Source organism: Chamaesiphon minutus PCC 6605, from assembly GCF_000317145.1.
In the GTDB taxonomy this organism is placed as follows: Bacteria; Cyanobacteriota; Cyanobacteriia; order Cyanobacteriales; family Chamaesiphonaceae; genus Chamaesiphon; species Chamaesiphon minutus.
Map to the genome: position 1 here is coordinate 1,984,913 of NC_019697.1, position 23,604 is coordinate 2,008,516.

Here is a 23,604-nt window from a genome sequence, read left to right on the forward strand (position 1 = left end):
CTAAATAAACTAACCATGAATATTCCCCCGCCGCCAGCCAGACATCGCCCTCGGCTGTTTCAAGGAATTTTACCTTTAAACCGAGCGAACATCGGCAATGACATCATTGGCGGCATCGTTCTCGCTGCCATCGGTATCCCTGAAGTGATGGGATATACCAAAATTTCCGGCACCCCGATCGCCACCGGACTGTATACGCTCCTACTTCCAGCGATTATTTTTGCGATCTTGGGTTCTTCTCGCCATCTCGTCGTCGCTGCCGACTCTGCAACAGCGGCAATTCTGGCTGCTGGGCTGTCTGGATTGGCACCTGTTGGAAACCCTCATTATTTAGCTTTAGCCGAAGCAGTCGCCATCCTGGTGGCAGGAATATTGTTCCTCGCACGGGTATTTCGGCTGGGGTTCCTGGCAGACTTTCTCTCGCGCACCGTTTTAATCGGTTTCTTGACTGGGGTAGGAATTCAAGTTGCGATCGGTCAATTAACTGGGTTACTAGATCTCAAGGGGGGCGGAAATCAGCCACTCCAACAAATTCTCACCGCGATCGAGGGTTTACCCCATGCTAACCATCTCGCGATCGGTATTTCTCTGGCCGTCCTCATCACAATTCAGTTATTCGAGCGATTTATCCCCAAATTTCCTGGCGCATTGCTGGCTGTAGTAGTCGCGATCTTTGCCAGTTGGCAATTTAACTTTGCCAGTCATGGTGTCAACGTGGTGGGTGCCGTACCGAGTGGTTTACCTGCCATTGGTTTACCCGCGATCTCTGCGAGCGAACTACCCCAAATCTTGGGGATTGCCCTATCCTGCTGTATCGTGATTGTCGCCCAAAGTGCTGCTACCTCTCGCGCTTACGCTTTTAGATATAGCGAGGGTTTTAATGAAAATGTCGATCTCGAAGGTTTAGCCGCAGCAAATCTCGCGGCGGGATTGACTGGCACCTTTGTCGTCAATGGTAGCCCGACGAAAACTGAAATTGTGGATACCGCAGGCGGACGCAGCCAAGTGGCGCAACTAGCTACAGTCGCCGTCGTGCTAGTTGTCATCTTATTTTTGACTCAGCCGATTAGCTACTTACCCAATCCAGTTTTAGCCGCAATTGTGTTCTCGATCGGACTGAGATTGGTGGATACCAAAGGACTGCGATCGATCTTTAAAACCCACCGTGAAGAATTTTATTTAGCGATCGTCACTGCGGCGACGGTAGTGTTTATCGGTGTGAAAGAAGGGATTATCGTAGCAGTAATGTTGTCCCTAATCTTACATGTTCGCCATAGCTATCGACCGCATTCGGCGATCGTCATCCCCGATGAACATCGTCTGTGGCAAACGATTCCCGTCCAAATGGGCAGTGTCTCGGCACCAGGTTTGATTATCTATCGGTTTAGTCGCGACTTATTTTATGCTAATGCTACCTTCTTTTCGGAGGAGATTGAGGGACTAGTCAAAAGTGCTAACCCACCAGTGCGGTGGTTGATTCTAGAAGCCAGAGCGATTACCGATATTGACTACTCGGCATCCCTGACGATTCGCGATGTTGCAAAGGAATTAGCCGCTCAGAACGTCACTTTTGTTATATCTGGTTTGCCCCCAGAACCACGCAGACAATTCGATCGAGATGGACTGACAGATTTAATCGGTACAGATCGATTTTTCAACCATTTAGAAGAGGCATTAGCTATTTTTTATTAAGGGTTACGGGCAAGAATAGGAGTATCTTTTAGCAGCCTAAATATTGCTATAAACAGTAGATGAGGAAAGTAATCTAGTTACTAAAGCTACACTAATACTTCTGAATTAAGCTAACTTTATCTGAGTTAGCAGAAATAGCCTGCTGCTGACTGGGTAAAGTTCCCGCCACCATAAATCCAATTCCAATTGTGGCGATCCCCAAGCCCACATACCAAATTGCCTGTTTCCGAGTTAAAGCAGCTATTGCTCCCATCGAAATCCCCACTTGTAATGCTGCAACACTCCGCGCAAATAGCTCGTGACGCGCTAAATTCTGTTGTGATTCAGCTTGGATCTTCTGTGCTTCCCGCCCAATCTCCTCTTGCTCCCGATTGAGTTTGTCGATCTCAGTGGTTGTTTTAGCAGGAACTGGTTTCTGGAGAGCTTGCAAGATCGTGATATTGGATTCTTCAATATGCCGCTTGGTAGATTTCGCCTGAAACTGCGCCCAACTATTGCTCGATTTGATTTGGGACAACATCCCTTCATTGGCAAAGTAACCACCTTGCATCGCCGCAATCGCGGCTAGGGTTGAAAAAATAGCTGTAGATAAACCGATTAAGTTTAGCGATTGACGCTCCTGGCGTTGCTCGGATCTTTCTTCGGCTAACTCCTCCTTCATTTCTTTTAATGCTTCGATCGTATCGTCCTGCATCTCAACAGGTTCTCTGCCCAAATTTTCTTCCATAATTAATGCGATCGCTTTTGAGCCAATTTAGATTTTACATATCTAGATTAGATGAGAAAAGTAAATAACTCGTCAAGTCTAAAATATTTGAAAAATAAAATATGACGCTCTTTCCTAGTTCTTGACAATCATTCTATACGATCGAATATGCCGAGCTAATTACAAATATACTTATTGTAGCTATCTCATTATTATTCGACTAGGAAAAACTTCGATGGCGTATTTTTTAGCTGTAAATTCACCAGAAACAATCGATCTGGGATTTGTCAAGTTAGGTTGGTTTAAGGTTTTGATTCTGGGCATCGTCCAAGGCATTACCGAGCTATTGCCCATTAGCAGCACCGCTCACATGCGGATCGTGCCCAGCCTATTGGGGTGGCAAGATCCAGGGACAGCTTTTTCGGCGGCAATGCAGATGGCAAGTCTGGGAGCAGTTTTTTCTTACTTCTGGAAGGAGATTGAGAGCTTAGTTGGGGGCACGATAAGATCGATCGCCGATGGCAATTATCGATCGAGAGATTTCCAACTGACTCTAGGACTCATCATCGGGACGCTACCACTTGGTATCTTAGGTCTACTGCTCAAAAAAACACTCAACGCGCCTAATTCGCCCATGCGGGGTTTAGTCGTCATCGGGGTTGCTTGTATCGTCATGTCATTATTACTCGCTTTAGCAGAACTTCGAGGCACCAGAGAACGAGGATTTGGCAAGCTGACTCTTAATGATGGCTTGTTGGTTGGGGTTGCCCAAGCTCTAGCTCTAATTCCTGGAGTATCTCGATCGGGTTCGACACTCACGGCGGGGTTGTTTCTGGGGATGGAACGCGAAACTGCTGCCAAGTTTTCGTTTTTACTAGGATTGCCCGCAGTTACCTTAGCTGGTGCGGTAGAGTTACATGCGCTATTCAAAGCTGGACTCGATGCCAATGGCTGGTTTGTGCTGATGGTAGGATTGACTTCGGCGAGTATCTCGGCTTTTTTGGCTATTTATGGGCTATTGCGTTATCTGGAGAGTCAGAGCACCTGGATTTTTGTGTGGTATCGATTAGCGATTGGCTTATTTTTGATTTTCGGCTCGCTGCAAGGTTTTTTACACTAAATTTTCAGTCCTAAATCGATCGATAAATAGGAGATGACACTAAATGACTGTCGAGCGCACCCTCGTAATGACTCTTTGTACTTTGAGTCTAGGTTCATGGATGAGTGGATGTTCTTTCTTACGTCCCCCTCTAGCGAATACATCTCCTCAAATTGGGGTACCGACCAGTGCTAGTAATAGCCCTAACTCCAACATCTCAAAAAATATCACGCCAGCAGATCGAGCAATTCCCCACTACAAACACATTTTTACGATCGTTGCTGAGAATAAAGGCTATGCCCAAATTATCGGCAGTCCTAACGCACCCAGAATCAACCAATTTGCTAAAACCTATGGGCTAGCGAGTAATTTTTACGGCGAAGTTCATCCCAGCGAAGCTAACTATGTTGCCATGCTTGGTGGCAGTAACTTTGGCATTCATGATGATGATGCTTTTTATTGTCAATCTGCTAGCTCCGATGCTTTTTGTCCCCATGCCCACAAACCTGACTATGCAAATCACACCATTACAGCTAAAAGTCTTCTCGACCAACTCAAACAGAAAGGATTGACCTGGAAAGGATACTTTGAAAATCTGCCTGCTCCTGGCTCGAAGGCGGTCGTTTTTCCGAGTGGGATTCGTGCTCTCTATGCTGTCAAACACAATGGATTCATGAACTTTAAGTCCGTGCAAGACGCTCCAGACTTGACGCAAAAAATTGTAGGTTTAGATCGGCTATCAACAGATCTTAAAAGTGGCAAAGTACCTAACTATAGTCAGATTATTCTCAATCAATGCCATGAAATGCACGGTCTGGCAGAATGTCCCAATCAAGACCGATTAATTCAAACTGGTGATGCTCAAATTGGTAAGGTGGTAGACCAAATTATGAAGTCCACGATTTGGTCTTTACCAGACAATAGTGCGATCGTTTTGACTTGGGATGAAGATAATAATCCCGCTCAAAAAACAGATCCTCAAGGCTGTTGTGGTTTTGACCCTAAAGGTTCAACTAACTTTGGGGGCGGACATATTGCTACTATTGTCATCACCAACCACGGCGCACGGGGGATCGTCGATCCTACTCCCTACAATCACTATTCTTTACTTCGCACGACTGAAGATGCGTTGGGGATTTATGAATATTTGAATGAAGCAGGAGATCTCGATAAAGGTGTCAAACCGATGAAGAAACTATTTGCACTTCCCGTCACCCGTATGAATTGAAAGGCACCATGATGATGGCAAAGGTTATCGTACTAGTATAGAAATTAGGTTAGCAAATTTAGATTCTACACTATTTAGATTAGGCGATAAAAGTCAATAAGTAGCCAAGTCTAAAATATTTGAGAAATAAAACCTTACGATATTTCCTAGTTCTTGACAATCGTTTTGTATGCTCGAATAGGTTGAGCTAATAACAAATCGATTTATGATACCTTCTACCCAAAAACAGCCAAAAACTAGCAATATGCCAAAAAGCTTTCTCCAGCAGCTTGGGCCAGGGTTGATTACGGGAGCATCAGATGACGACCCTAGTGGTATCGGTACTTATTCTCAAGTCGGTGCCCAGTTTGGCTATGCAATGCTCTGGACAATGCTATTTTCATATCCGTTGATGGCCGCAATTCAAGAAATCAGCGCACGGATCGGTCGGGTAACTGGACATGGCATCGCTGGCAACATGCACCGCTACTATCCGCGCTGGCTGACCTATATCATTGCCGGATTATTGGTAATTGCCAATGTTATCAATCTTGGTGCCGATATTAGCGCGATGGGTGCAGCTCTCAAGCTGCTAATTGGTGGGTCTGCTGCTCTATACGAAACAATTTTTGCGATAACCTGCTTGCTGTTGCAGATTTTTGTCCCCTATGCAAAATATGTGAATTTTCTCAAGTGGCTCACGCTGGTGCTATTTGCTTATGTAGCGACAGTATTTGTCGTGCATGTGCCTTGGCGTGAAGCTCTCCATGCGACCTTCGTACCATCGATCGAATTCAAAGCACAATACTTAGCTGGGATAATCGCAGTGTTCGGCACCACGATTAGTCCCTACTTATTCTTCTGGCAAGCTTCTGAGGAAGTAGAAAACATCGAACGCGCTCCTAATGAAAATGCACTGAGAGACGCTCCTCAACAAGCACCCAAACAGCTTGGGCGCATTAAAGCGGATACATATATCGGCATGGGTATCTCTAACCTGATTGCGTTCTTCATCATCCTGACCGCAGCAGTCACACTCCACGCGCATGGCAAAACGGATATTCAAAGCTCCGCTCAAGCGGCGGAAGCCTTACGTCCGGTTGCTGGGGAGTTTGCCTACGCGCTATTTACTGCCGGAATTATTGGCACGGGATTACTGGCAGTGCCCGTACTAGCAGGTTCGGCGGCATACGCCGTCAGCGGTGTGTTTGGTTGGCCTGCTAGTTTGGAGTACAAAGCACTGCAAGCTAAGCGGTTTTATGGCGTGCTGGCAGTGGCAACATTGCTGGGACTGAGTTTGGACTTCACACCGATCGATCCGATTAAGGCTTTATTTTGGGCGGCAGTGATTAATGGTGTTTTGGCTGGCCCAGTGATGGTAGTCATCATGCTGATGGCGACTAATCCGGCAGTGATGGGGCAATTTACCCTTTCTCGCCGCTTGAGACTAACAGGTTGGCTAGCAACTGCGGTGATGTTAATAGCGGCTGGCAGTCTATTTGCAACATGGGGCAAGTAAACTAGAGCCATTTTAATGAGTGAGGTACAGATAAATTATCGATCTAGCTTGAGAATGGCTATGGAGAGTTGCCATTACAAATTGTTATCTGATGTGCATCTTCTGGTTATATCCACATCAGGCAGCGGACGTTTGAGCCAATACAGCCAAATCAAGCCAATTCCGCCTACCAGAATACCTGTAAGGCTAATTACTTGAGCAATCCGCAGCAAGTTTAACAGCATCAGACTATCAGTGCGTAGTCCTTCAATCCAGAATCTACCGATGCTATAAGTTACTAAATACACTAAAAAAATAGTACCATCTTTAATTTGAGAGTTCGGTTTGGCAGCACGAGCGAATAGAGTTAGGAGTAGATATAGAACTGAAAAATTCCAAAGTGATTCATACAAAAATGTGGGGTGGAAATATTCAAAACCTTCAAATCCTGGCGGTCGCTGTTGGATGGGGATATACAACTTCCACGGTAAATTAGTTGGGGAGCCAAATGCTTCAGAGTTAAAAAAGTTGCCCCATCGCCCGATCGCTTGCCCTAAAATTAATGAAGGAGCCACGACATCGACTAACTTCCAAAATGATATTCGGTGCCAGCGAGAAAAAAGTAAAATGGCGACTAAACCGCCAATAATAGCCCCATGAATCGCAATTCCTCCTTTCCAAATAGCGAAGATATCGCTAGGATGCCCAGCATATTCCGACCATTGAAAAATGACATAATAAAGACGGGCACAGGGAAGTGCTGCAACTACCAGCCAGATCGTTAACTTTTGAATTAGTAATGGATCGATATCTCTTTGTTTGGCTAAATATTGAGATAAATTAACACCGATAATTACAGCAGAGGCAATCAGCAATCCATACCATCTAAATGTGAGGAAGCCTACCTGAAAAATAATCGATCCTGGAGAAGTAAACAGAAAAGCTAACAGAGAGTCAGGCGAATATAATCCTAAGTTTGACATATCAAAGTTGCAATAATAGTTTATGACATCAGACTTTTTAATTTAATCCGATCTTAGCTTAACTCTAAATAACAGTACTGTTGACACCGCAGCACAGCTTGCTGAAAATTCAAAAGTGATTGTAGCCCCTGCATTTTCATAAAGCCAACCAAAAATAATTGACGCAGGTAGTAACATAATCCCGCTTGCCAGATTAAACCATCCATAAGCTGTACCTAACATTGCCGATGGAGCTAAATCTGCGACTAGAGCTTTTTCTACGCCCTCTGTAGCTGCTAGAAACAAACCATAGAAAGCAAATAAGCCAAACAGTAAAACTGAGTTTCCAGGCGATAAAAATCCCAAGCATAAATAAAATAATCCATAGGCTAACCAGCCAGCGGCGATCGAACGAGTTCTGCCAAATTTGTCGGATAATGCTGATAATGGCGTGCCAAAGATCGTGGCGATTGCAGAAATAGTTGCCCAGGCTAACGGCACTTGCGCTTCTGGTAATCCCAATTCCCTAGCGCGGAGTAATAAGAACATATTGGAAGAATTACCCAGGGTAAACACCACTACCGCTAATAGATAACGCTTAAACTCGATCGGTAAATTTTGTAAATTCCAGCTAAATTTACCACGACGAACCTCAGCTAGCGCATTTTTTGGCTCTCGAATTAGTAGTGACATCCCCAGGCACAAGACGGCTGGAACGATCGAAATGACAAATAGATCCCGAACTTTAAATCCATAACTCAGCAGTAGAGCCGCTAAAATCGGCCCTAACACCGCACCAGCATTGTCCATCGATCGATGTAATCCAAAAGCCAAACCACGACGCTCTGGGGGGACGCTAGCAGCTAGCAGCGCGTCGCGAGGCGAACTCCGCAAGCCTTTACCAACCCTGTCGAGCATCCGAATCCCTAATACGCCTACCCAGCTATTGGCGATCGATATCAGCGGACGACTAAAACCTGCTAAACCATAGCCCCAGACGATCCAAGGCTTGATATGGCTAGTTTTATCGACCAATACCCCCGATATCAACTTTAAAATACTGCTAGTGGCTTCAGCAATCCCCTCAATTATCCCCAAAGCTTTTGGCCCAGCCATTAAGACGGAAGATAGATACAGGGGAATTAGGGGATACACCAGATCGCTAGCTGTATCGTTGAGCAAGCTGATTGCACCAATCAGCCAAACATTAGGTGGCAGTCGCCGAAGAGCGATGAGCAAAGTTAGACCTCATGGTTGATAGGTTCGTAAAAAACTTATTTGATTAATAGATCGTTATCAAGAAAATGAGTATTTAAGTCAATGCCAACAGCCTTCATTTTATCTTTAATTACTGCTGTGATGACTTATTTAAAATATTTTGGCGGTCTATTGTCTGTCCGCTCAAAAGTTGAGCGGACAGATGTTTTAATTAGGCAGCAAATTAGCTGTTATGTAGCATCATCATTAGTTTCACCATCGCCATCGCTAACTTCAGCGACGCGGATGCTGCTATTGGGATGTTTTACTTCGCTTCCTTCACTGTTAGCAGACTCGGTATAGAGTACTTGACCGTTACCCGCATCTACTTTGACCTCTTTTTGACCGATGGCTACAGCATAAACTACATTACCATCTTCATTTTCGAGCTTCACGTTGCTAGCTTTACCACCTTGATTAGCTTCGGCAAATTGCCGTGCTTGTTCGGGAGTAATTTTGGCTAGAGTTTGCAGTTTAGCTGACTCTTGTTTGTCTTGAGCATCATCATTTGTTTCGCCGTCGCCATCGCTGGCTTCGGCAATTTTTTGAGGGGCGACGATCGTATTCGATTGTCCTTGGTTAGCATAAGCTAGACTGCTAAAGCCAGCCAAACCGAGAATTCCAACAGCCGCGATTGCCAAATATTTAGGAGAAATGTTCATGGCTTCAATTTAGTAAGTTTTGGAAACTAACTTTAATATAGATCTCAAAAGTCAAGAACTCGTCAAGAGGATGATTTTTTCCAATAAATCTTGGAAATATTAATTAATAAGTAAAATACATAAATACACTAATTAATTAGCGTGTTTATACTTTGCCTTAAAAATAGACTGTGGCTTTAGATCGGATCGGTTCTACCAGTCGATCGATGAGTGGTCAACTCTCTTTTGTTTTAGGCTCAGATAAATAATCAGACTGGTAATAATACAAAGAAAAATAATACTAGTACCTACTGTCCCCAAACCATAGCCACCATTTTTTGCAGGTTGAGATAGGAGATCGCCGATCGATGCACCGAGCGGACGAGTCAGGATATAAGCTAGCCAAAATGCTAAGACTGCATTCATTCTAAAGTAAAAATGACCGATCGCTATTGCAGCAATTGCAGCCCCAAATAACAGTGCAGCTTGTAAATACCCTAACTTCAAAGCTTCGGCGAGATAATCTCCTGTCGCCGTGCCCAATGCAAATGTTACTAAAATAGCTGCCCAATAAAATAGTTCCCTTTTAGGTGTATTAATGGAGTGCATTGCTAATGTTTTTTCATTGGCATACCAAACTGCAAAAACAACTGCCAAGATAATACTAAAAACTATAATAATGGTAACTAAACTAACTTTAAGCTCATCTACCAATCGATCGGTGATGAGTGTTCCCGTGATACTCATTAGCACGACAACAACCCAGTAACTGACAGGTACGTAACGTTTTAATCTGAATTGATTGAAGAGAGCGAGTAACAATATACCACTCATAATATAAGATGTTCCGCTCAAACCAAGTTTGAGATTTGTGGACAGATAATCTGCCCCAGTTTCACCTACTGTTGTTGCTAACACCTTAATTATCCAGAACGAGCCGATGACTTCTGGAACCCGATTCGATCTACTAGTTATATTCATTGCATTTGTCTCGATTAATTTTTAACTTTTATCGACTAAATAGACATCGGGGTTAATCGGAATGGTGATGCCTCATCTACAGAAAAACTTTTTCGAGCTTATCTACTGCATCTAAAACAGGTGTAGCCAGACGACCATATTCTGCGGGTGACTTTGCGGCTTGAATTCTGGCAGCGATCGCATCAAAGGTTTTTGCCTCCGAACTATTGCGAGCCTGAGTTGCTGGACGGAGGGTGTTCCAAGTCTGTTGGAATTCTGCTGCTGTCTTGGTTAACTGAGCTTTATTTCCACTAGCTGATAAAATCTCAAACTCACGACCATAGTAGTCAAGCAATGTGACTTCTACAGGCACTTTAGGCTTAAACTCTGTGGTCATCCGAGCCGCAATCAACGTGACTTGATTCGCCTCCTGCAAAGTAGTAGATTTATTTTTGGCAGTAATAGACCGATTGAGGTTGGTTGTGGTTAACTTTAACCGAGCTACATCTTTTTGAGCGATTTCAGCGGGTAATTTGCCAGTTACTTGCTGAAGTAATTTCAGGTTTGCAGAAGCTTTAGTCCAGTCCCCCGCTTTTGCCGTGTCGTAGAGGGCTTCTCCATAGTTACCGACATTAGTAAGTGAAGTCGGTACTTGCTCGTCTTGAACTTCTCGTTCGCGCTCCTTAGCTTCATCCGTAGCTTCAACAGGAGTCGTCACGTCAATCTGCTTATTTGCTTGAGGTTGTTGGGTAGGCGTAGATTTATCGACTTGAGCTTGATTAGGTGTGCTTGTTCGAGCGCAGCTACTAATTCCTAAGATCCCGATCAGAGCTGCTAGAAAAAATATTTTTTGTGAAACTTGCATTATTTAAAATTCCTTGGCTAGTTTGTTACTCTGTCGTTCTGTCATCGAAGCGTTCGTTATCGGCGTGTGCATCTTTGGTGGTATGGTAAATAACACTTAACAGTGTGAGAGTTGTCATTAAATTCCTTCGATATCGTTTAATGTTTTAGAAACTGTCTTTACAGTAGATCTTAAAAGTCAAGAACCCGTCAAGAATATAATTTTCGGTTTCGATTAATTTTTAACTTTTATCGACTAATATATGCGCGATGAAGTACTCGCACTAAATTAGTATGAGTACCGCAAAATTTAGTCGATCGCTCGCTTTTTAATGTCGCCTTGAAATTGGTTCGATATTGTGAATTGTGCTACCGCTCAATGTCCTTTTTTGGCTGGTTTTTGCGGAAAAATAAAGATGCACGCCAGGATTAATACTAGAAGGATCGCCGATGCTGTGTAACGGCTCAAATTCAGCCCCCCTTTAGCGATGGGTTTATCTAGAAAGTCGCCGACAACCGCGCCAAGTGGACGAGTCAGGATAAAAGCCGCCCAAAATAGTACGGTTTGGGAGATGTTGGTTTGGTAGTAGGCAACTGCAACTGCCACTAACATCGTGCCAAACACGATCGCACCACCTGTATACCCCAGACCTGCTGTATCGGCTGTCCAATCGCCGAGCGCAGTACCCAAGGTTTGCGAAAACATAATCGTCACCCAATAAAACATTTCAGCTTTGGGCGATTTCACCGTATGCACGGCGATCGAACCCAGAGTCCGGTACCACAAGACTAGTGACGCTAACAGTAAGCAGATTAATATTGCCGTTCCACCCGCATAGCCGATGCCCAGCGAACGATCGACAAAATCTGCCAACGTGGTTCCCACTGTTGTCGTGGCAATAATTGTCGTCCAGTACAGGAGCGGATGAAATTTCTTTGCAGCAATCTGAGCTAATACTGCAATCAAAAATATGCCTGCAAAGATGCCAGTACTGACGAGATAGCCGAAATTCATCGACATCGACAAGGCATCCCCACCTGTCTCGCCCAGGGTTGTAGCCAGGATCTTGACGATCCAGAAGCTCAAAGTTACTGCTGGAACTTTACTGAGAATATCTTGCTCGTTGGTATTTGTTGTTGCCTTCATTTAAATCAAAGATAAGTGCTTTTAACTTATCCATATAGTTGTTAATTAATCTCAATCTTTAAGTGAAAATGAAATCTCATTAGTCTTAACAAAGAGAGCATCATCATAACGGAGCATTGCCAAACCATCTTCCCATTCATCGATCGCTACTTTAGGACGTTCGCCCAGATATAACTGCATCAGCCAACCAGGAAAATTTGCTCCAGCTTGATAAGATAGAGGATAACCCCCACCAAAACGGGGATTAATTTCGATAAATACAATTTCACCATCAGGCTGTAAAAAGCACTGAACGGTAATACAACCGATCGCTCCAGGCAAAGATTCGACTACTTGTTTTGCCGCAGCAATTAAAGCTGGATTTTTGACAGTAATCCCTTTGCTGATTTCCCCTGCTCTAGTTTCAAGTCTCAATCTCGGAACGATCGATATTACGTTACCGTGAAAATCGACTAAAACATCGATTGTATATTCTTCACCAGTAATGAGCTGTTGGACGATCGCATCTTCGACATAATTTGAGAAGAATTCTAGCTCGACCTGATTCTGAACATAATGTAGTCCGATACTAGAACTACCAGTGTCGGGTTTGATTATCAGTGGTAAATCTAGCTCTGTAACTCGATCTAATTCATAGATTATCGGTGTCTTGACACCAATTTCTTTGAAAAAGGTACTTGTTTTCTTCTTGCTATAACAGATTTCATTTGTTGCTGCTGATGATGTGACTAGAGTGACTCCACGATCTCGAAACCGCTGCTGATGGAGTGACAGGAGTTGAAGTTCTGTGTCGATTAATGGAATGAGTAGATCGATCGAGTGTCGATCGCAGATATCTAGTAAACTGTCTATATAGGTAGGGTCGTTAATTTTAGGGACAAGCTCGGCTGTATCTGCAAGGAAAGAAGCTGGAGCACTTCTTTTAAAATCGGCAGTAATTATCTTGCCAGTGATTTTCGTTGGCGCAGCCTCTCGTGAAGAGAGTCGATACATTGACTGGAGAAAAGCTTTGAGTAGTTCGACTCTTCTACCTACACTTGTTAGTAAAATATTCATGAATATTTCTAGCTTCAATGAATTTTTAAGCGGATACGAGCGATTAATTGAATAATTTAGTTTGGATCGATCTCGATCTATCGAGATCGATAATAAATCTATCGATAGTAGATACCACCACCTTGCAAGGATGAAAACTATCGATCGACTGTCATTAGATAGGGTAAAATTCGCAGATTATAAGTTATTTACCATCATCATTAGTTTCACCCTTTTCCACTTCAGCTACTTGAATGCTGCTACGCGGGCGAGAACCTTCTGATTCCGATCCCTCTTTGGCTGTATTATCCGTATAGAGAATCTTTCCATTTCCCGCATCAACTTTAACTTCATTTTGTCCGATATTTACAGCATAAACTAAGTTACCGTCTTCATTTTCTAGCTGAACGTTACTGGCTTTATTTCCTTGTGCTACTTCTGCTGTTTGTCGTGCTTGGCTGGCTGAGATTTTAGCCAGGGGCTGAAGTTTAGCTATTTCGCTCGCTTCATCAGTAGATGATTCGCTCAAGGCTACTTTCTCTTGGGCAACTGCCATTAATGATGTACTCGGTGACGATGCCGATACCATTTTGGTAATACCACCGATACCCATAGTAGCGACTACTGCGGCAATGAGACTGACTTTTACTGAGGGTTTCATGGGTTAAAATTCTGAATTTGGACTCAACACCATCTACATTAGGTAGTAAAAGTCAAGAACTCGGAAAGATCTAAAATATTTTAGAAATAAACAAATCTGATGACTTTTCTAGTTCTTGACAATTTGTTCTTACAATCGATTTATTCGATCGATTGTAAAAGGTATATTTTTATGAAACGCTTTCTTTCAAGCGGCTTGGTAGTTATCGCCATTTCACTAGCTATAAACACCTCTGTAGAAGCAAAGGGCAAACCGGAGGTTATTAGAAAACCAGTAGTGCAAGTAAATAATAATCCCTCAGAATATATAACTCCGTTTGAATTAGTTGCTAATGCTTATCAAGGTCAATATCGGATGCAGTCTATTCCTGGATTCGGTTCATTAATTTATGATGTTAAAACTGGCGAAATCACCGCTAAAGATTTAGTCAAAGCTGCAATTAATGCTAAGATTTTGCCCTCACAAGCAATTGCCGATCGTAATTATCTTAGTAATGTAGATTGGCAACTAAGATCGATGAGTAAGTAAGGTCGATTCAATTTTAAGCTGCCTCAATATGCACGCTCCCGTTCGTTCTAATAGATAAATCTAATTAAGCTAATCCTGTCATGCACGATCTTCGCTCTCATCGCCAGAATTTAATTAATAGCTTGCGCCAGCAAGGAGTATTGCTGATTGGCTATCTGCTTATCCTCAGTATTGTTGCTTGGCTGTGTACCGAAGTGTGGGAGAGAGAAGCATTTAGCTTCGATCGATCTTTACTGCTCTGGATTCATCAATTTGCTAATCCTCAATTAGATGGTGTGATGCTATTTATTACCGCACTAGGTAATCCAGGTATGGTAGTAACAGTCTTTATTAGTACGATCGCTTGGCTGGGGATGAAAAGGCGATACTCTGATGGCATCAGATTTTTGATTATTTGTGCGGGTGGAGTATCATTCAATTATGTAATGAAGTTATTTTTTGCCAAACCTCGCCCCGAACTATGGACGCGATTAATTAGTGAAACTTCCTTTTCTTTTCCGAGCGGCCACGCTGTTGGTTCGATGGTTGTGTATGGTTTTATTGGTTATATCTTAGCTAGAGAGTTCCCTATTTATCAAAGATATATTTATACTGCTGCTAGTATTTTGATTATCGCGATCGGCTTTAGTCGCTTGTATTTGGGCGTACACTATCCCACTGATATTATTGCCGGATATGGGGTAGGTATCCTATGGCTGACCACTTGTTTGAAAGTAAGACGCTAAAAGAGCGGGGATCGACTTTTTTCAACTATTTTAACGATTGTGAGTCGTGAGCTACCACATCTGATACTGCTCAAATACGCACATATGCAAAACCTCCAGTTAGCTCTAGCTGTAACTGTTAGCTTGACAGCGACTGCTAAGGTTAGCCAGCCATTTTTAGGTCTAACACTATATTTTGAGGTGAGTGCAAATTAAAAAGTAGCTCCTGCCAGTGATTTCATCTGGATTTCATCTTGGGCATTTATGCTTGTTACAGGGTTAAGAGTTAAGGTAATGGAAAAAATCTACCAATTTATCAATTCTTTAGGTCGCTCGACCACCACCTCTAGTACTGGCAAGTACCTAAACGTCAATAATACCGATCGCCTTTCACCGCATGTCGATGGTAAATTCGATCCCGACAATGAATGGACAATGGTTCGCCCATCTATTCAAGTTCATGTGCCCTGTCATAGTCAAGTCTTGACAAAATTATGGATTCATATCCCCGATAATTTCAAGCCCCAAACTGCCAAAATTCAAATTACCGATTCGGCAGAGCCGATGCTAAATACGCGAATGATTCCTGCTGTAATTTCCCGTCGAGGTCAGTGGCTGCAAATCAAATTGCAGCAGTCGATCGTTCCCGATACACAGTTGCGGATTGATTTCGATCGTCAAAATCGCAATATGCTGGTGCGATTGCCTGAATATTTTGTCTATGGCAAATCTGTAAACGGGCAAAGCAGTTTTTTAGGTAGAGGCTATTTGCCTCTGTCAAATCGGCCTTAGTGTGGAACGAAATATGCAGACGCGATCGCCTGAATATTTTAGTGATGACAAATTTATAAATCGATCGACTAATTCTATATAAGAAGTCTACTTTATTAATAGACATATTTAATTACGACTCTTAAGCACGACTCGATTAACTTTATGTCTACATTAATATATCTATATCCAAAAATTTAAATTGTAGTTGAAGTCAAACATGAAAGTAGTTATTATCCTCGAACATCGCTTCGATCGAACACCTGATGGGCGAGTGTGGACGCAAACAACTTTTGCTTATTCCTTCTGGTTGCAGTATCTCAAAGTATTCGATCGCGTGTGTGTAGTCGCTCGCATTCGGGATGTGCCCACTGTTGCTGCGGACTGGCAACTTGCCGACGGAGATCTAGTGTCGTTTGCAGCCGTACCAAACTATCTCGGCCCGTTGCAGTACCTACGCAAGGCACGTCAAGTCAAACAAGCCGTTCAAAATGCAGTTGGCCACAGCGATGCAGTAATCGTTCGCGTTCCCTCCCCACTATCTCGATTGCTAATACCGCTGTTGCAGTGGGACAATCATCCGTTTGCGGTCGAAGTTGTTGCCGATCCTTATGATGTCTTTGCTCCTGGTTCGATAGATCATCCGTTGCGACTGTTTTTTCGATGGTTATTGCCACGAAATCTACGACATAGTTGTGTAAAAGCGATTACGGCAATGTACGTTACCAAATCGGCACTTCAGCAACGATATCCTTGCCCAAATTTGTCGATGGGGATATCGGATGTCGTTTTACCAGCACACAGCATCGTTGCGGCACCACGTCCGCAAGCTCAGGAGTTAGATGTGGTGACATTGGTATTTATCGGTACGATGTCTCAGTTGTACAAAGCTCCAGATATCCTGATAAAAGCAGTTGCCGTATGTGTCAAAGCAGGATTAAATATCCAACTGCTAATGCTGGGTGATGGACAATATCGGGGACAACTAGAAGATTTAGCCAAAGCTGAAAATGTGAGCGAACGAGTAAGTTTTCTCGGACAATTGGCTTCTGGATCTGCCGTTCAAAATCAGCTCGATCTAGCTGACTTATTTGTGCTGCCATCCTATCAAGAAGGCTTGCCTAGAGCAATGGTCGAAGCGATGGCTAGGGCTTTACCCTGTATCGGTTCGACGGTGGGGGGTATACCGGAGCTATTGCCGCCAGAAGATCTGGTACCACCTGGAGACGTGGATGCACTTGCACGTAAAATTCGGGAAATCGTCACCGATCCCGAACGGATGGCTACAATGTCCGCTCGAAATCTCGACAAAGCCAAAGAGTACCGAGATGAAGTATTGCAAGATCGGCGGACTGATTTCTACCGCTACGTGCGCGAGCAGACGGAAGGATGGTTATTAGAGCAACAGGGCAGCCGCATCTGTTTCTTAACAGTAGATATTTGCCAAGATAGGTATCTTGTAGATATCTAATTTGAGTGTATCCCAGGTTTGATTTTTAATAACGCAAGTGTAATTTTATGAAATCTCTATTAAAATTACCACCTCATGTAGATAGTAAATTTGAGTTTCCTAATAGTAGGTGGGCAACTGTCAGCCAAAACAGTCAATCTTTGATGCTGTTACGGCTGAAGGTTTCTCAAAATCTTGAGTTTTAAAATAGCAAAATTATCATTAAAAATATTCAATTAGGAGTGCAAAAATGAAATTAGTAACTTCAGCAATTATTGGTTTAGCTAGTACTGGACTATTATTACTGGGAGCCTGTAGTAAAGAAGCCAAAACCAGCGATTCGGCTAGCCCCGATGCTGCTACACCTACAACTGAAACTGCAACTCCAGCAGCAACTACATCTCCAGCGATGACTACGGCTAAAGCCGAGAAGAGTGAGGGCGGTAAGAGTAAAGGTGGACAGGTAGTAGAATCGGGTAAGTATCATTTCGAGTTCGTACCAGAGAAGGGTAGTAAGGAAACTCATTTAGATTTATATCTTCAAAAAGGTGATACTCATGAGGCTATTACTAATGCAAAAGTCACTGCTGATGTGCAATCACCAGATGGTAAGCTAAAAACTATTCCACTTAGTTATGATGCCAGTGGGAAGCACTATGCTGGAGTAGTAAGTGATAAAACTGCTGGTCAGTATCAAGTAAAAGTTACTGCCACAATTGGTAGCGAACAAGCGGATGGTCGGTTTAATTTCGATCGATAATTAAAGGATATTTTGGAGGAATCGACGATTGATTCCTCCTGCTTGTGAGATTTACTGGCGAGGTGCAACTTTAGGAACACTACAACCCTCGCCACAATCGCAACCACTAGCACATTTACCGCAACCACAGTCAGCGGCAAAAGCAGCTCCAGCAGTTACAACGGCAATAGTTACAGCAGCTACTGTTGCTTTTAAAATATTTTTAGCAGTCATATTTTTATTATCCTTGAGTACCCCCCAATCATAAACCCTCTAGTTGGCTTGAGAGTCAAGAGAGATAGACAAATTATCTGCGGTAGAACCAATGCTGAAAATTGGCGATCTAAAAGAGCGAACGGGAGTGACAGTTAGCACCCTACGTTACTATGAAAACCTAGGCTTACTGCAACCAGCACTCAGGAGTGATAGCGGCTATCGCTACTTCAATGACAATGCAGTGCAACGAGTATTGTTCATCAAGAAAGCTCAAACTCTCAATTTTTCTCTAACTGAGATTCAGGAAATCTTCAATTCTCACAATCGAGGTACAGCCGTTTGCTCGATCGTCAAAGACTTAATCGATCGCAAAATTAGTCATTTAGATATCGAGATTCAAAAGCTGCTCGCATCTAAGCAAAGATTGGAAAGTCACCGCGAACGATGGGCTACCTACCCTGAAGATCTTCCTAATAGTGAAACTATCTGTACTCTAATTGAAGAATTGATAGCATTGGAAGCTAATATTGTCGATTAATTTTGTAGAGAAAAACTATCAATTCCGAGCGTTCATCATCATTTACTCTGCTAACGAGCTTAGTGTTTCAATAAAAGTATTTATACTCTCATTGAAACACTAAAATCGTTATTTATTTACCTCGGATATAACCTGGTGAACTGACGGGGCGACAGGTCGCCTGAAAACTCGGCAGAGAGACAACTCTAGACAAATAGTATCAAAAAAGATAGGGTAAGAGAGCTTCTTACCCAAAAAACAATTAAATGTTACCAGAATTGTATCATGCCCATTTGTCAGAAAAATTCACACGCGGTAACTACTTATTGACAATTTTATTGATTCAAGTAGTGCAATCTATTAAAGAAGTCACGCTAGAAAGCATCGCAACAAAACTAGCGATGCCAATTAAATTTGAAAGCAGAAGAAAAAAAGTCCAGAGATTTTTATCAAATGATGAATGGGATTTAGATAATGTTTGGTTATCACTAGTGATTGCTTGGATTAAAGGCAATGTCAAACAGAATAATATTATATATTTAGCAATAGATCGAACCAAATGGCAATCAAACAATATTTTGATGGTCAGTATGATTTGGCGAAAGAGAGCAATTCCTATTTATTGGCAAATGCTTGATAAACAAGGGAACAGTACATTGGAAAACCAACAATTAGTATTAACCCCAGTATTCGCTGCCCTATCAGATTATAGCTTGTTGGTACTGGGAGATCGTGAATTTTGTAGTGTTACTCTTGCGAACTGGCTTAGAGAGCAGAAAATAGATTTCTGTTTACGACTGAAAAAGAATGTTTGTATCAAGACTGAAGAGGAATTGTGGACTGAACTGAAAAGGCTAGGATTAGAGCCAGGAAATAGCTTTTTTAATCAAGAAGTAACAATTAGAAAAACTGCACCAGTTGAAGGATTTAACCTAGCAGGTAAATGGCTAGGTAAATATCGAAATATTACCACAAAAGAGCCTTGGTATATTCTGACCAGCTTGGCAGATCTACAAGCAGCAGTTGATACCTATGCTAAAAGATTTGGAATTGAGGAGATGTTTCGAGACTTTAAGGGCGGAGGATATAACTTAGAAAAGACTAATTTAACGGGCGAACGATTGAGCAAATTATTGATTTTGCTATCACTAGCATACTTGAAGAGTATCATCCAAGGGATAGATATCAAATCAAAGCAAGTTCAAGAATATCTCGGCAGAAAAACAGAACATCACCGAAAATATGCTAGACATAGCACTTTCTATATTGGACTCTGGGGTGAATCATGGGTCGATTCAACATCTAGTAATTGGCAGGTTGTTGTTGAATTAATGTCTTTGTCCCCACATAAACTACCTAATTATCAACAAGGCTTGAGAGCTATGAGACTTATCCTATCAGCGTTATAGGCGACAAGTCGCCCCGACAGCCTGGTGAATAAGATGAAGATTGCGAATTAACTGGTAGCTGCATTTTTTCTGACTGCTGCATTTTCTTACAGCAACTACCGCTACTACGCTCTTGAGCAGAAACCGCCCCAGTTGTTATTAATCCTAAAGTGGCTAATGCCAAGACCGATCCGATTGCTAGCTTAATTTGTTTTGACATAATTACCTCTGATAACTTTCCAAGCTGTTACTTTCATTATAAAGTCTCTACTAGACTGTAGAGTCAAGAGCTAATTTGAAATAATGTTTAGAACAGAAGTAAGAGAGGTATAAGGTCTTACTGGCAGTGGTTTTTAGCGAAATGTAACGAATGTATCTACTAAAGTTTATAAAATTAAATATCTGATTTCATCTTAATTTCATCTAGACATGGTAGAACAAAATTGACATAAATTAAAGGTCTTAAAAATAATAAATAAACTAAATAATCTATGTCGATCGACTGATTGATTAGCAACAGATTGTTTGTGAATATTAAAGCAGCAAACATCAAAATGTTTGTAAATGTTATTCAGGAGTAAGCTTATGACTACTACTCAATCTCGTAATTCTCAACTTGAGGCTTGCATCGAAGCCTGCCTTCAATGTCTCCAAGACTGTGAAAATTGCACCACTGCTTGTCTCAACAGTGATATGGTGCAAATGATGGCAACTTGCATCAAAACCTGTATCGATTGCGCCGATCTTTGTACTCTTTGCGCCCGTTTCATGAGTCGTAATTCCGAGCTACACGCGCAACTGTGTGGTGTTTGTGCGGATGCTTGCGATCGTTGTGCTGCTGAATGTGAAAAGCACGACCACGACCATTGCCGTCGCTGCGCTGAATCTTGTCGTCGGTGTGCTGAGTCTTGCCGTCAAATGTCGATGGCACATTAGTAACAAATCACTAATCTGACGTTCGGCGATCTTCCTTGACTCTCTAGTTAGCTAGAGAGTCAAGCATCGGACGTAAGCAAATCCAAAATAGTACGCTCGATCTTCAATCGAATCGATCGCGATCCATCCACCAATATCGACCCAAAACATCCAAAGAATATGACCGAGCATAACGATCGAGTTAAATCATTCGTCAGTCGAAGAAGAATGGCAAATCCAGTATCAGTTCCACCGAAAATATGGGCAGGATTCGCGATCGCTGCCCTCTTTTTGAGTGGCGGATTGGTATCGTGTTCCACTCGCACAGCGCAATCGCCGTCAACAACAGAAACTACGACCACAACCACAACCACTCCCGCCGTAAGTTCATCCCCCAACTCATCGCCATCGCCGTCAACAACAGAGGCTACACCCACGACTAGTCCAGCCATGAGTTCATCTCCCAGCTCATCTAGTCAAACCATCTCAGATAGAGATTTTCTGACGATGATGACGGCCCATCACAAGCAAGCAATTGAGATGGCGGATTTAGCCCCATCCCGTGCGAAGCGTCCTGAAGTCAAACAACTCGCTCGATCGATTAGCAAAGACCAAAAGGAAGAGATTCAAACAATGGCAACTTTGTATAAAGCAGCGTATGGCACAGCAATTCCGTCCATGACAATGGGTGGCGGCATGATGGGCAAGGATAGCAATTCGATGAATGGCATGAATGGCATGAATGGCATGAATGGCATGAAAATGGATATGAATGCTCTCAAAAATGCCGCTGATTTTGACAAAGAATTTTTGCAGCAGATGAGTGTCCATCACCCGACAGCAACCCAGATGAGTCAGATGGTGCTAAAGACAACCAAATCACCACAAATTCGGACATTAGCTCAATCGATCGTTAAGGAGCAAACCGCCGAGGTCGCTCAGATGCGGAAATGGTATCAAAGTTGGTATAAATCTGACCTGCCAAATAGCACTTCAAATTAAAGTTTATTCACCCCTTGACTCTTTAGTTGACTAGAGAGTCAAGCTAGCAGACCAGAAATTCGTCAATTAACGCAAGAAGCAATATGACTCAACACAAACAAATGTCGGGAATGGGCTGGAACCGATTTGCGGCGACGATCGCAACCTCAACATTCATCATGTTCTTCTTGATGTATCAGCTCATATACTCCCTCGATTACGCCACGTTTAGCATCAACCGACTGATCTCTTCACTGGTGATGGGGTGCGTGATGACCGCTGTGATGCTTTCCTCTATGTGGTCGATGTACCGAGGAACAGGAACCAAGATCGCAGTTCTCGGTTCGGCTGTCGCGCTCGGCTTGATTTTGCTGTTCGTGAATAGAAGTCAGGCGGTGGTCGAAGATGTCACTTTTATGAAGTCGATGATTCCCCACCACTCAATCGCCATTAACAGTTCGCGGAAGGCAAGCATTAGCGATCCGCGCGTTCGCAAGCTGGCGGATGAGATTATTGAGTCGCAGGTTCGTGAAACAGCTATTATGCGGTTGCTCCTTAATGATATTGCACAAAACGGAGAACGGGGGACAGGGGCGAAGCTTCCTGCTCGCTCGACCGAAGTCACCCCTGATATGGAGCGTCAGATTAGAGAAGCAGTGCAGTAATCAACATAGGCGGGGTTTAAATCTAACCTGTAGCTAACATTTCTAAATTAAAGTTTATTCACCCCTTGACTCTCTAGTTGACTAGAGAGTTGAGAATAAGATTAAGTACATCATCGAACAAAGTTCTTCAACTGCACTTCTCCAGGGGAGAGGCTTTGCCAACAACATATGACTATCGAACTAAATATTCCTAACATGGCTTGCGCTGCCTGCTGCGAAACCATTACTAAAGCGGTGATGAAGATCGATCCGACAGCAACCGTCCAAGCCAACCCCAAAACTAAGCAAGTCAAGATCGAAACTCAAGCTGCTCAAACAGCGATCGAAAGTGCCATTACAGCGGCTGGCTACCAAGTAAGTTAGTAGCAGCTAGAGTTCCCAACGAACCCTCGCCACCTCCTTAATATCTTCACTTTGGATCGACGATCGATAAACGCAAACTGGAGCTATATATATGTCTAAAATCGGTCTTTTTTATGGTACCCAAACAGGCAAAACAGAAGCGATTGCCTCGATGATTCAAGAACAATTAGGTAAAGATGTCGTAGATATTCATGAAATACTAGATGTCACAGTTGATGATTTTGCTGACTACCAAAATCTAATTATTGGCGCACCGACATGGAACGTTGGTGAGTTGTCGAGTGACTGGGAAGATTTCTTTCCAAACCTAGATGAAATTGATTTTAAGGGTAAAACAGTAGCTTACTTTGGGGTTGGCGACCAAACTGGCTACCCCGATAGCTTTATGGACGCGATCGGAATTCTCGAAGAGAAAATTAGCGCGCTAGGTGGTAAGACTGTTGGTGCTTGGCCGACTGATGGCTATGACTTCAATGAGTCACGGGGTGTACGTGACGGTAAATTTATCGGTTTAGCACTCGATGAAGATAACCAAGGAGATTTAACCGAGTCGCGCATCACAACTTGGTCGAGCCAGATTAAACAAGCCTTTGGGATCTAAGCATCATCAATTAAAAATGAATACCCTAAAATTTACAGATTCAAGACCTCACGCACTG

Annotated in this window: 28 protein-coding genes; 17 read left to right on the top strand and 11 right to left on the bottom strand. The window is 42.9% G+C overall.

Going from position 1 to position 23,604, the window contains the following annotated elements:
* Positions 1-15: 15 nt before the first annotated feature.
* A complete protein-coding gene (locus CHA6605_RS09180) occupies positions 16-1,692 on the top strand; it encodes a SulP family inorganic anion transporter (protein WP_015159189.1) in 1,677 nt (558 codons plus the stop codon).
* Between the two features lie 91 nt (positions 1,693-1,783).
* Here the strand turns inward: CHA6605_RS09180 and CHA6605_RS09185 are convergent, their stop codons facing one another.
* Positions 1,784-2,419 (bottom strand): DUF4337 domain-containing protein, encoded by a 636-nt coding sequence (locus CHA6605_RS09185; RefSeq protein ID WP_015159190.1) that lies wholly within the window; start codon positions 2,417-2,419, stop codon positions 1,784-1,786.
* A 214-nt stretch (positions 2,420-2,633) separates the two neighbouring features.
* Here CHA6605_RS09185 and CHA6605_RS09190 point away from each other — a divergent pair, with 214 nt between their 5' ends.
* The 3 genes from CHA6605_RS09190 to CHA6605_RS09200 all read left to right on the top strand — a co-directional run bounded on the left by CHA6605_RS09190 (position 2,634) and on the right by CHA6605_RS09200 (position 6,223).
* Positions 2,634-3,518: an undecaprenyl-diphosphate phosphatase gene (locus tag CHA6605_RS09190; protein WP_015159191.1), complete on the top strand. Its 885-nt coding sequence runs from the start codon at positions 2,634-2,636 to the stop codon at positions 3,516-3,518.
* A gap of 100 nt (positions 3,519-3,618) precedes the next feature.
* Entirely contained in the window at positions 3,619-4,725 is a 1,107-nt protein-coding gene (locus CHA6605_RS09195) for an alkaline phosphatase family protein (RefSeq protein WP_198288471.1), read from the top strand.
* A gap of 205 nt (positions 4,726-4,930) precedes the next feature.
* Positions 4,931-6,223: an NRAMP family divalent metal transporter gene (locus CHA6605_RS09200; RefSeq protein WP_051038789.1), complete on the top strand. Its 1,293-nt coding sequence runs from the start codon at positions 4,931-4,933 to the stop codon at positions 6,221-6,223.
* 74 nt (positions 6,224-6,297) lie between these two features.
* Here the strand turns inward: CHA6605_RS09200 and lgt are convergent, their stop codons facing one another.
* From lgt to CHA6605_RS09240, 8 genes are all read right to left on the bottom strand, one after another.
* Positions 6,298-7,185: a prolipoprotein diacylglyceryl transferase gene (gene lgt / locus CHA6605_RS09205; protein WP_015159194.1), complete on the bottom strand. Its 888-nt coding sequence runs from the start codon at positions 7,183-7,185 to the stop codon at positions 6,298-6,300.
* A 42-nt stretch (positions 7,186-7,227) separates the two neighbouring features.
* A complete protein-coding gene (locus CHA6605_RS09210; RefSeq protein ID WP_015159195.1) occupies positions 7,228-8,403 on the bottom strand; it encodes an MFS transporter in 1,176 nt (391 codons plus the stop codon).
* 209 nt (positions 8,404-8,612) lie between these two features.
* A complete protein-coding gene (locus CHA6605_RS09215) occupies positions 8,613-9,083 on the bottom strand; it encodes a PepSY domain-containing protein (RefSeq protein ID WP_015159196.1) in 471 nt (156 codons plus the stop codon).
* 192 nt (positions 9,084-9,275) lie between these two features.
* A complete protein-coding gene (locus CHA6605_RS09220; RefSeq protein ID WP_015159197.1) occupies positions 9,276-10,043 on the bottom strand; it encodes a COG4705 family protein in 768 nt (255 codons plus the stop codon).
* A 76-nt stretch (positions 10,044-10,119) separates the two neighbouring features.
* Positions 10,120-10,887, bottom strand: a complete 768-nt coding sequence (locus tag CHA6605_RS09225) for a hypothetical protein (RefSeq protein ID WP_015159198.1) — start codon at positions 10,885-10,887, stop codon at positions 10,120-10,122.
* A gap of 354 nt (positions 10,888-11,241) precedes the next feature.
* Positions 11,242-12,012, bottom strand: a complete 771-nt coding sequence (locus CHA6605_RS09230; RefSeq protein ID WP_015159200.1) for a COG4705 family protein — start codon at positions 12,010-12,012, stop codon at positions 11,242-11,244.
* Positions 12,013-12,063: 51 nt separating this feature from the next.
* The gene (locus tag CHA6605_RS09235) at positions 12,064-13,068 is read right to left on the bottom strand and encodes an ATP-grasp domain-containing protein (protein ID WP_015159201.1); all 1,005 of its coding nucleotides are present in this window, start codon (positions 13,066-13,068) and stop codon (positions 12,064-12,066) included.
* 184 nt (positions 13,069-13,252) lie between these two features.
* Positions 13,253-13,708, bottom strand: a complete 456-nt coding sequence (locus CHA6605_RS09240; RefSeq protein ID WP_015159202.1) for a PepSY domain-containing protein — start codon at positions 13,706-13,708, stop codon at positions 13,253-13,255.
* Positions 13,709-13,879: 171 nt separating this feature from the next.
* Here CHA6605_RS09240 and CHA6605_RS31475 point away from each other — a divergent pair, with 171 nt between their 5' ends.
* The 6 genes from CHA6605_RS31475 (at position 13,880) to CHA6605_RS09265 (ending at position 17,921) form a co-directional block, all read left to right on the top strand.
* Entirely contained in the window at positions 13,880-14,236 is a 357-nt protein-coding gene (locus tag CHA6605_RS31475; protein ID WP_157259931.1) for a hypothetical protein, read from the top strand.
* Positions 14,237-14,316: 80 nt separating this feature from the next.
* Positions 14,317-14,961, top strand: coding sequence for a phosphatase PAP2 family protein (locus CHA6605_RS09250; RefSeq protein WP_015159204.1), 645 nt, complete (start codon positions 14,317-14,319; stop codon positions 14,959-14,961).
* 273 nt (positions 14,962-15,234) lie between these two features.
* Positions 15,235-15,732: a hypothetical protein gene (locus CHA6605_RS09255; RefSeq protein ID WP_041547842.1), complete on the top strand. Its 498-nt coding sequence runs from the start codon at positions 15,235-15,237 to the stop codon at positions 15,730-15,732.
* Between the two features lie 199 nt (positions 15,733-15,931).
* On the top strand, positions 15,932-17,182 hold the full coding sequence (locus CHA6605_RS09260) for a glycosyltransferase family 4 protein (protein WP_015159206.1): 1,251 nt from the start codon (positions 15,932-15,934) through the stop codon (positions 17,180-17,182).
* 47 nt (positions 17,183-17,229) lie between these two features.
* Positions 17,230-17,367 (top strand): hypothetical protein, encoded by a 138-nt coding sequence (locus CHA6605_RS33930; RefSeq protein WP_157259932.1) that lies wholly within the window; start codon positions 17,230-17,232, stop codon positions 17,365-17,367.
* Between the two features lie 44 nt (positions 17,368-17,411).
* Entirely contained in the window at positions 17,412-17,921 is a 510-nt protein-coding gene (locus CHA6605_RS09265; RefSeq protein ID WP_015159207.1) for a hypothetical protein, read from the top strand.
* Positions 17,922-17,972: 51 nt separating this feature from the next.
* Here CHA6605_RS09265 and CHA6605_RS35035 read toward each other — a convergent pair whose 3' ends face one another.
* A complete protein-coding gene (locus tag CHA6605_RS35035) occupies positions 17,973-18,134 on the bottom strand; it encodes a hypothetical protein (protein WP_015159208.1) in 162 nt (53 codons plus the stop codon).
* A 91-nt stretch (positions 18,135-18,225) separates the two neighbouring features.
* Between CHA6605_RS35035 and CHA6605_RS09275 the strand changes: the two genes are divergently transcribed.
* Together CHA6605_RS09275 and CHA6605_RS09280 are read left to right on the top strand one after the other, a co-directional pair.
* Positions 18,226-18,654, top strand: a complete 429-nt coding sequence (locus CHA6605_RS09275) for a MerR family transcriptional regulator (RefSeq protein WP_015159209.1) — start codon at positions 18,226-18,228, stop codon at positions 18,652-18,654.
* 245 nt (positions 18,655-18,899) lie between these two features.
* On the top strand, positions 18,900-20,042 hold the full coding sequence (locus tag CHA6605_RS09280; RefSeq protein ID WP_015157518.1) for an IS4 family transposase: 1,143 nt from the start codon (positions 18,900-18,902) through the stop codon (positions 20,040-20,042).
* Here the strand turns inward: CHA6605_RS09280 and CHA6605_RS32780 are convergent.
* Entirely contained in the window at positions 20,023-20,241 is a 219-nt protein-coding gene (locus CHA6605_RS32780) for a hypothetical protein (protein ID WP_015159210.1), read from the bottom strand. The genes CHA6605_RS09280 and CHA6605_RS32780 overlap by 20 nt on opposite strands.
* 365 nt (positions 20,242-20,606) lie before the next feature.
* Between CHA6605_RS32780 and CHA6605_RS32785 the strand changes: the two genes are divergently transcribed.
* The 5 genes from CHA6605_RS32785 (at position 20,607) to fldA (ending at position 23,546) form a co-directional block, all read left to right on the top strand.
* Positions 20,607-20,957 (top strand): four-helix bundle copper-binding protein, encoded by a 351-nt coding sequence (locus CHA6605_RS32785; protein ID WP_015159212.1) that lies wholly within the window; start codon positions 20,607-20,609, stop codon positions 20,955-20,957.
* Positions 20,958-21,116: 159 nt separating this feature from the next.
* On the top strand, positions 21,117-21,938 hold the full coding sequence (locus tag CHA6605_RS09285) for a DUF305 domain-containing protein (RefSeq protein WP_157259933.1): 822 nt from the start codon (positions 21,117-21,119) through the stop codon (positions 21,936-21,938).
* Between the two features lie 83 nt (positions 21,939-22,021).
* Entirely contained in the window at positions 22,022-22,582 is a 561-nt protein-coding gene (locus CHA6605_RS09290; RefSeq protein ID WP_015159215.1) for a DUF305 domain-containing protein, read from the top strand.
* Between the two features lie 168 nt (positions 22,583-22,750).
* Entirely contained in the window at positions 22,751-22,945 is a 195-nt protein-coding gene (locus CHA6605_RS09295) for a heavy-metal-associated domain-containing protein (RefSeq protein WP_015159216.1), read from the top strand.
* 91 nt (positions 22,946-23,036) lie between these two features.
* Positions 23,037-23,546, top strand: coding sequence for a flavodoxin FldA (fldA, locus tag CHA6605_RS09300; protein ID WP_015159217.1), 510 nt, complete (start codon positions 23,037-23,039; stop codon positions 23,544-23,546).
* Positions 23,547-23,604 lie beyond the last annotated feature (58 nt).

What these genes read in the sequence shown, in the direction of transcription:
- CHA6605_RS09230 (WP_015159200.1), bottom strand. Translation starts at nt 12,012, where the DNA reads ATGAAGGCAACAACAAATACCAACGAGCAAGATATTCTCAGTAAAGTT.
- CHA6605_RS09275 (WP_015159209.1), top strand. Translation starts at nt 18,226, where the DNA reads ATGCTGAAAATTGGCGATCTAAAAGAGCGAACGGGAGTGACAGTTAGC.
- CHA6605_RS09235 (WP_015159201.1), bottom strand. Translation starts at nt 13,068, where the DNA reads ATGAATATTTTACTAACAAGTGTAGGTAGAAGAGTCGAACTACTCAAA.
- CHA6605_RS09280 (WP_015157518.1), top strand. Translation starts at nt 18,900, where the DNA reads ATGTTACCAGAATTGTATCATGCCCATTTGTCAGAAAAATTCACACGC.
- CHA6605_RS09250 (WP_015159204.1), top strand. Translation starts at nt 14,317, where the DNA reads ATGCACGATCTTCGCTCTCATCGCCAGAATTTAATTAATAGCTTGCGC.
- CHA6605_RS09225 (WP_015159198.1), bottom strand. Translation starts at nt 10,887, where the DNA reads ATGCAAGTTTCACAAAAAATATTTTTTCTAGCAGCTCTGATCGGGATC.
- CHA6605_RS09200 (WP_051038789.1), top strand. Translation starts at nt 4,931, where the DNA reads ATGATACCTTCTACCCAAAAACAGCCAAAAACTAGCAATATGCCAAAA.
- CHA6605_RS09255 (WP_041547842.1), top strand. Translation starts at nt 15,235, where the DNA reads ATGGAAAAAATCTACCAATTTATCAATTCTTTAGGTCGCTCGACCACC.
- fldA (WP_015159217.1), top strand. Translation starts at nt 23,037, where the DNA reads ATGTCTAAAATCGGTCTTTTTTATGGTACCCAAACAGGCAAAACAGAA.
- CHA6605_RS09265 (WP_015159207.1), top strand. Translation starts at nt 17,412, where the DNA reads ATGAAATTAGTAACTTCAGCAATTATTGGTTTAGCTAGTACTGGACTA.
- CHA6605_RS09180 (WP_015159189.1), top strand. Translation starts at nt 16, where the DNA reads ATGAATATTCCCCCGCCGCCAGCCAGACATCGCCCTCGGCTGTTTCAA.
- CHA6605_RS09285 (WP_157259933.1), top strand. Translation starts at nt 21,117, where the DNA reads ATGACCGAGCATAACGATCGAGTTAAATCATTCGTCAGTCGAAGAAGA.
- CHA6605_RS09195 (WP_198288471.1), top strand. Translation starts at nt 3,619, where the DNA reads ATGAGTGGATGTTCTTTCTTACGTCCCCCTCTAGCGAATACATCTCCT.
- lgt (WP_015159194.1), bottom strand. Translation starts at nt 7,185, where the DNA reads ATGTCAAACTTAGGATTATATTCGCCTGACTCTCTGTTAGCTTTTCTG.
- CHA6605_RS09215 (WP_015159196.1), bottom strand. Translation starts at nt 9,083, where the DNA reads ATGAACATTTCTCCTAAATATTTGGCAATCGCGGCTGTTGGAATTCTC.
- CHA6605_RS09190 (WP_015159191.1), top strand. Translation starts at nt 2,634, where the DNA reads ATGGCGTATTTTTTAGCTGTAAATTCACCAGAAACAATCGATCTGGGA.
- CHA6605_RS32785 (WP_015159212.1), top strand. Translation starts at nt 20,607, where the DNA reads ATGACTACTACTCAATCTCGTAATTCTCAACTTGAGGCTTGCATCGAA.
- CHA6605_RS32780 (WP_015159210.1), bottom strand. Translation starts at nt 20,241, where the DNA reads ATGTCAAAACAAATTAAGCTAGCAATCGGATCGGTCTTGGCATTAGCC.
- CHA6605_RS09260 (WP_015159206.1), top strand. Translation starts at nt 15,932, where the DNA reads ATGAAAGTAGTTATTATCCTCGAACATCGCTTCGATCGAACACCTGAT.
- CHA6605_RS31475 (WP_157259931.1), top strand. Translation starts at nt 13,880, where the DNA reads ATGAAACGCTTTCTTTCAAGCGGCTTGGTAGTTATCGCCATTTCACTA.
- CHA6605_RS09220 (WP_015159197.1), bottom strand. Translation starts at nt 10,043, where the DNA reads ATGAATATAACTAGTAGATCGAATCGGGTTCCAGAAGTCATCGGCTCG.
- CHA6605_RS09295 (WP_015159216.1), top strand. Translation starts at nt 22,751, where the DNA reads ATGACTATCGAACTAAATATTCCTAACATGGCTTGCGCTGCCTGCTGC.
- CHA6605_RS35035 (WP_015159208.1), bottom strand. Translation starts at nt 18,134, where the DNA reads ATGACTGCTAAAAATATTTTAAAAGCAACAGTAGCTGCTGTAACTATT.
- CHA6605_RS09185 (WP_015159190.1), bottom strand. Translation starts at nt 2,419, where the DNA reads ATGGAAGAAAATTTGGGCAGAGAACCTGTTGAGATGCAGGACGATACG.
- CHA6605_RS09240 (WP_015159202.1), bottom strand. Translation starts at nt 13,708, where the DNA reads ATGAAACCCTCAGTAAAAGTCAGTCTCATTGCCGCAGTAGTCGCTACT.
- CHA6605_RS33930 (WP_157259932.1), top strand. Translation starts at nt 17,230, where the DNA reads ATGAAATCTCTATTAAAATTACCACCTCATGTAGATAGTAAATTTGAG.
- CHA6605_RS09290 (WP_015159215.1), top strand. Translation starts at nt 22,022, where the DNA reads ATGACTCAACACAAACAAATGTCGGGAATGGGCTGGAACCGATTTGCG.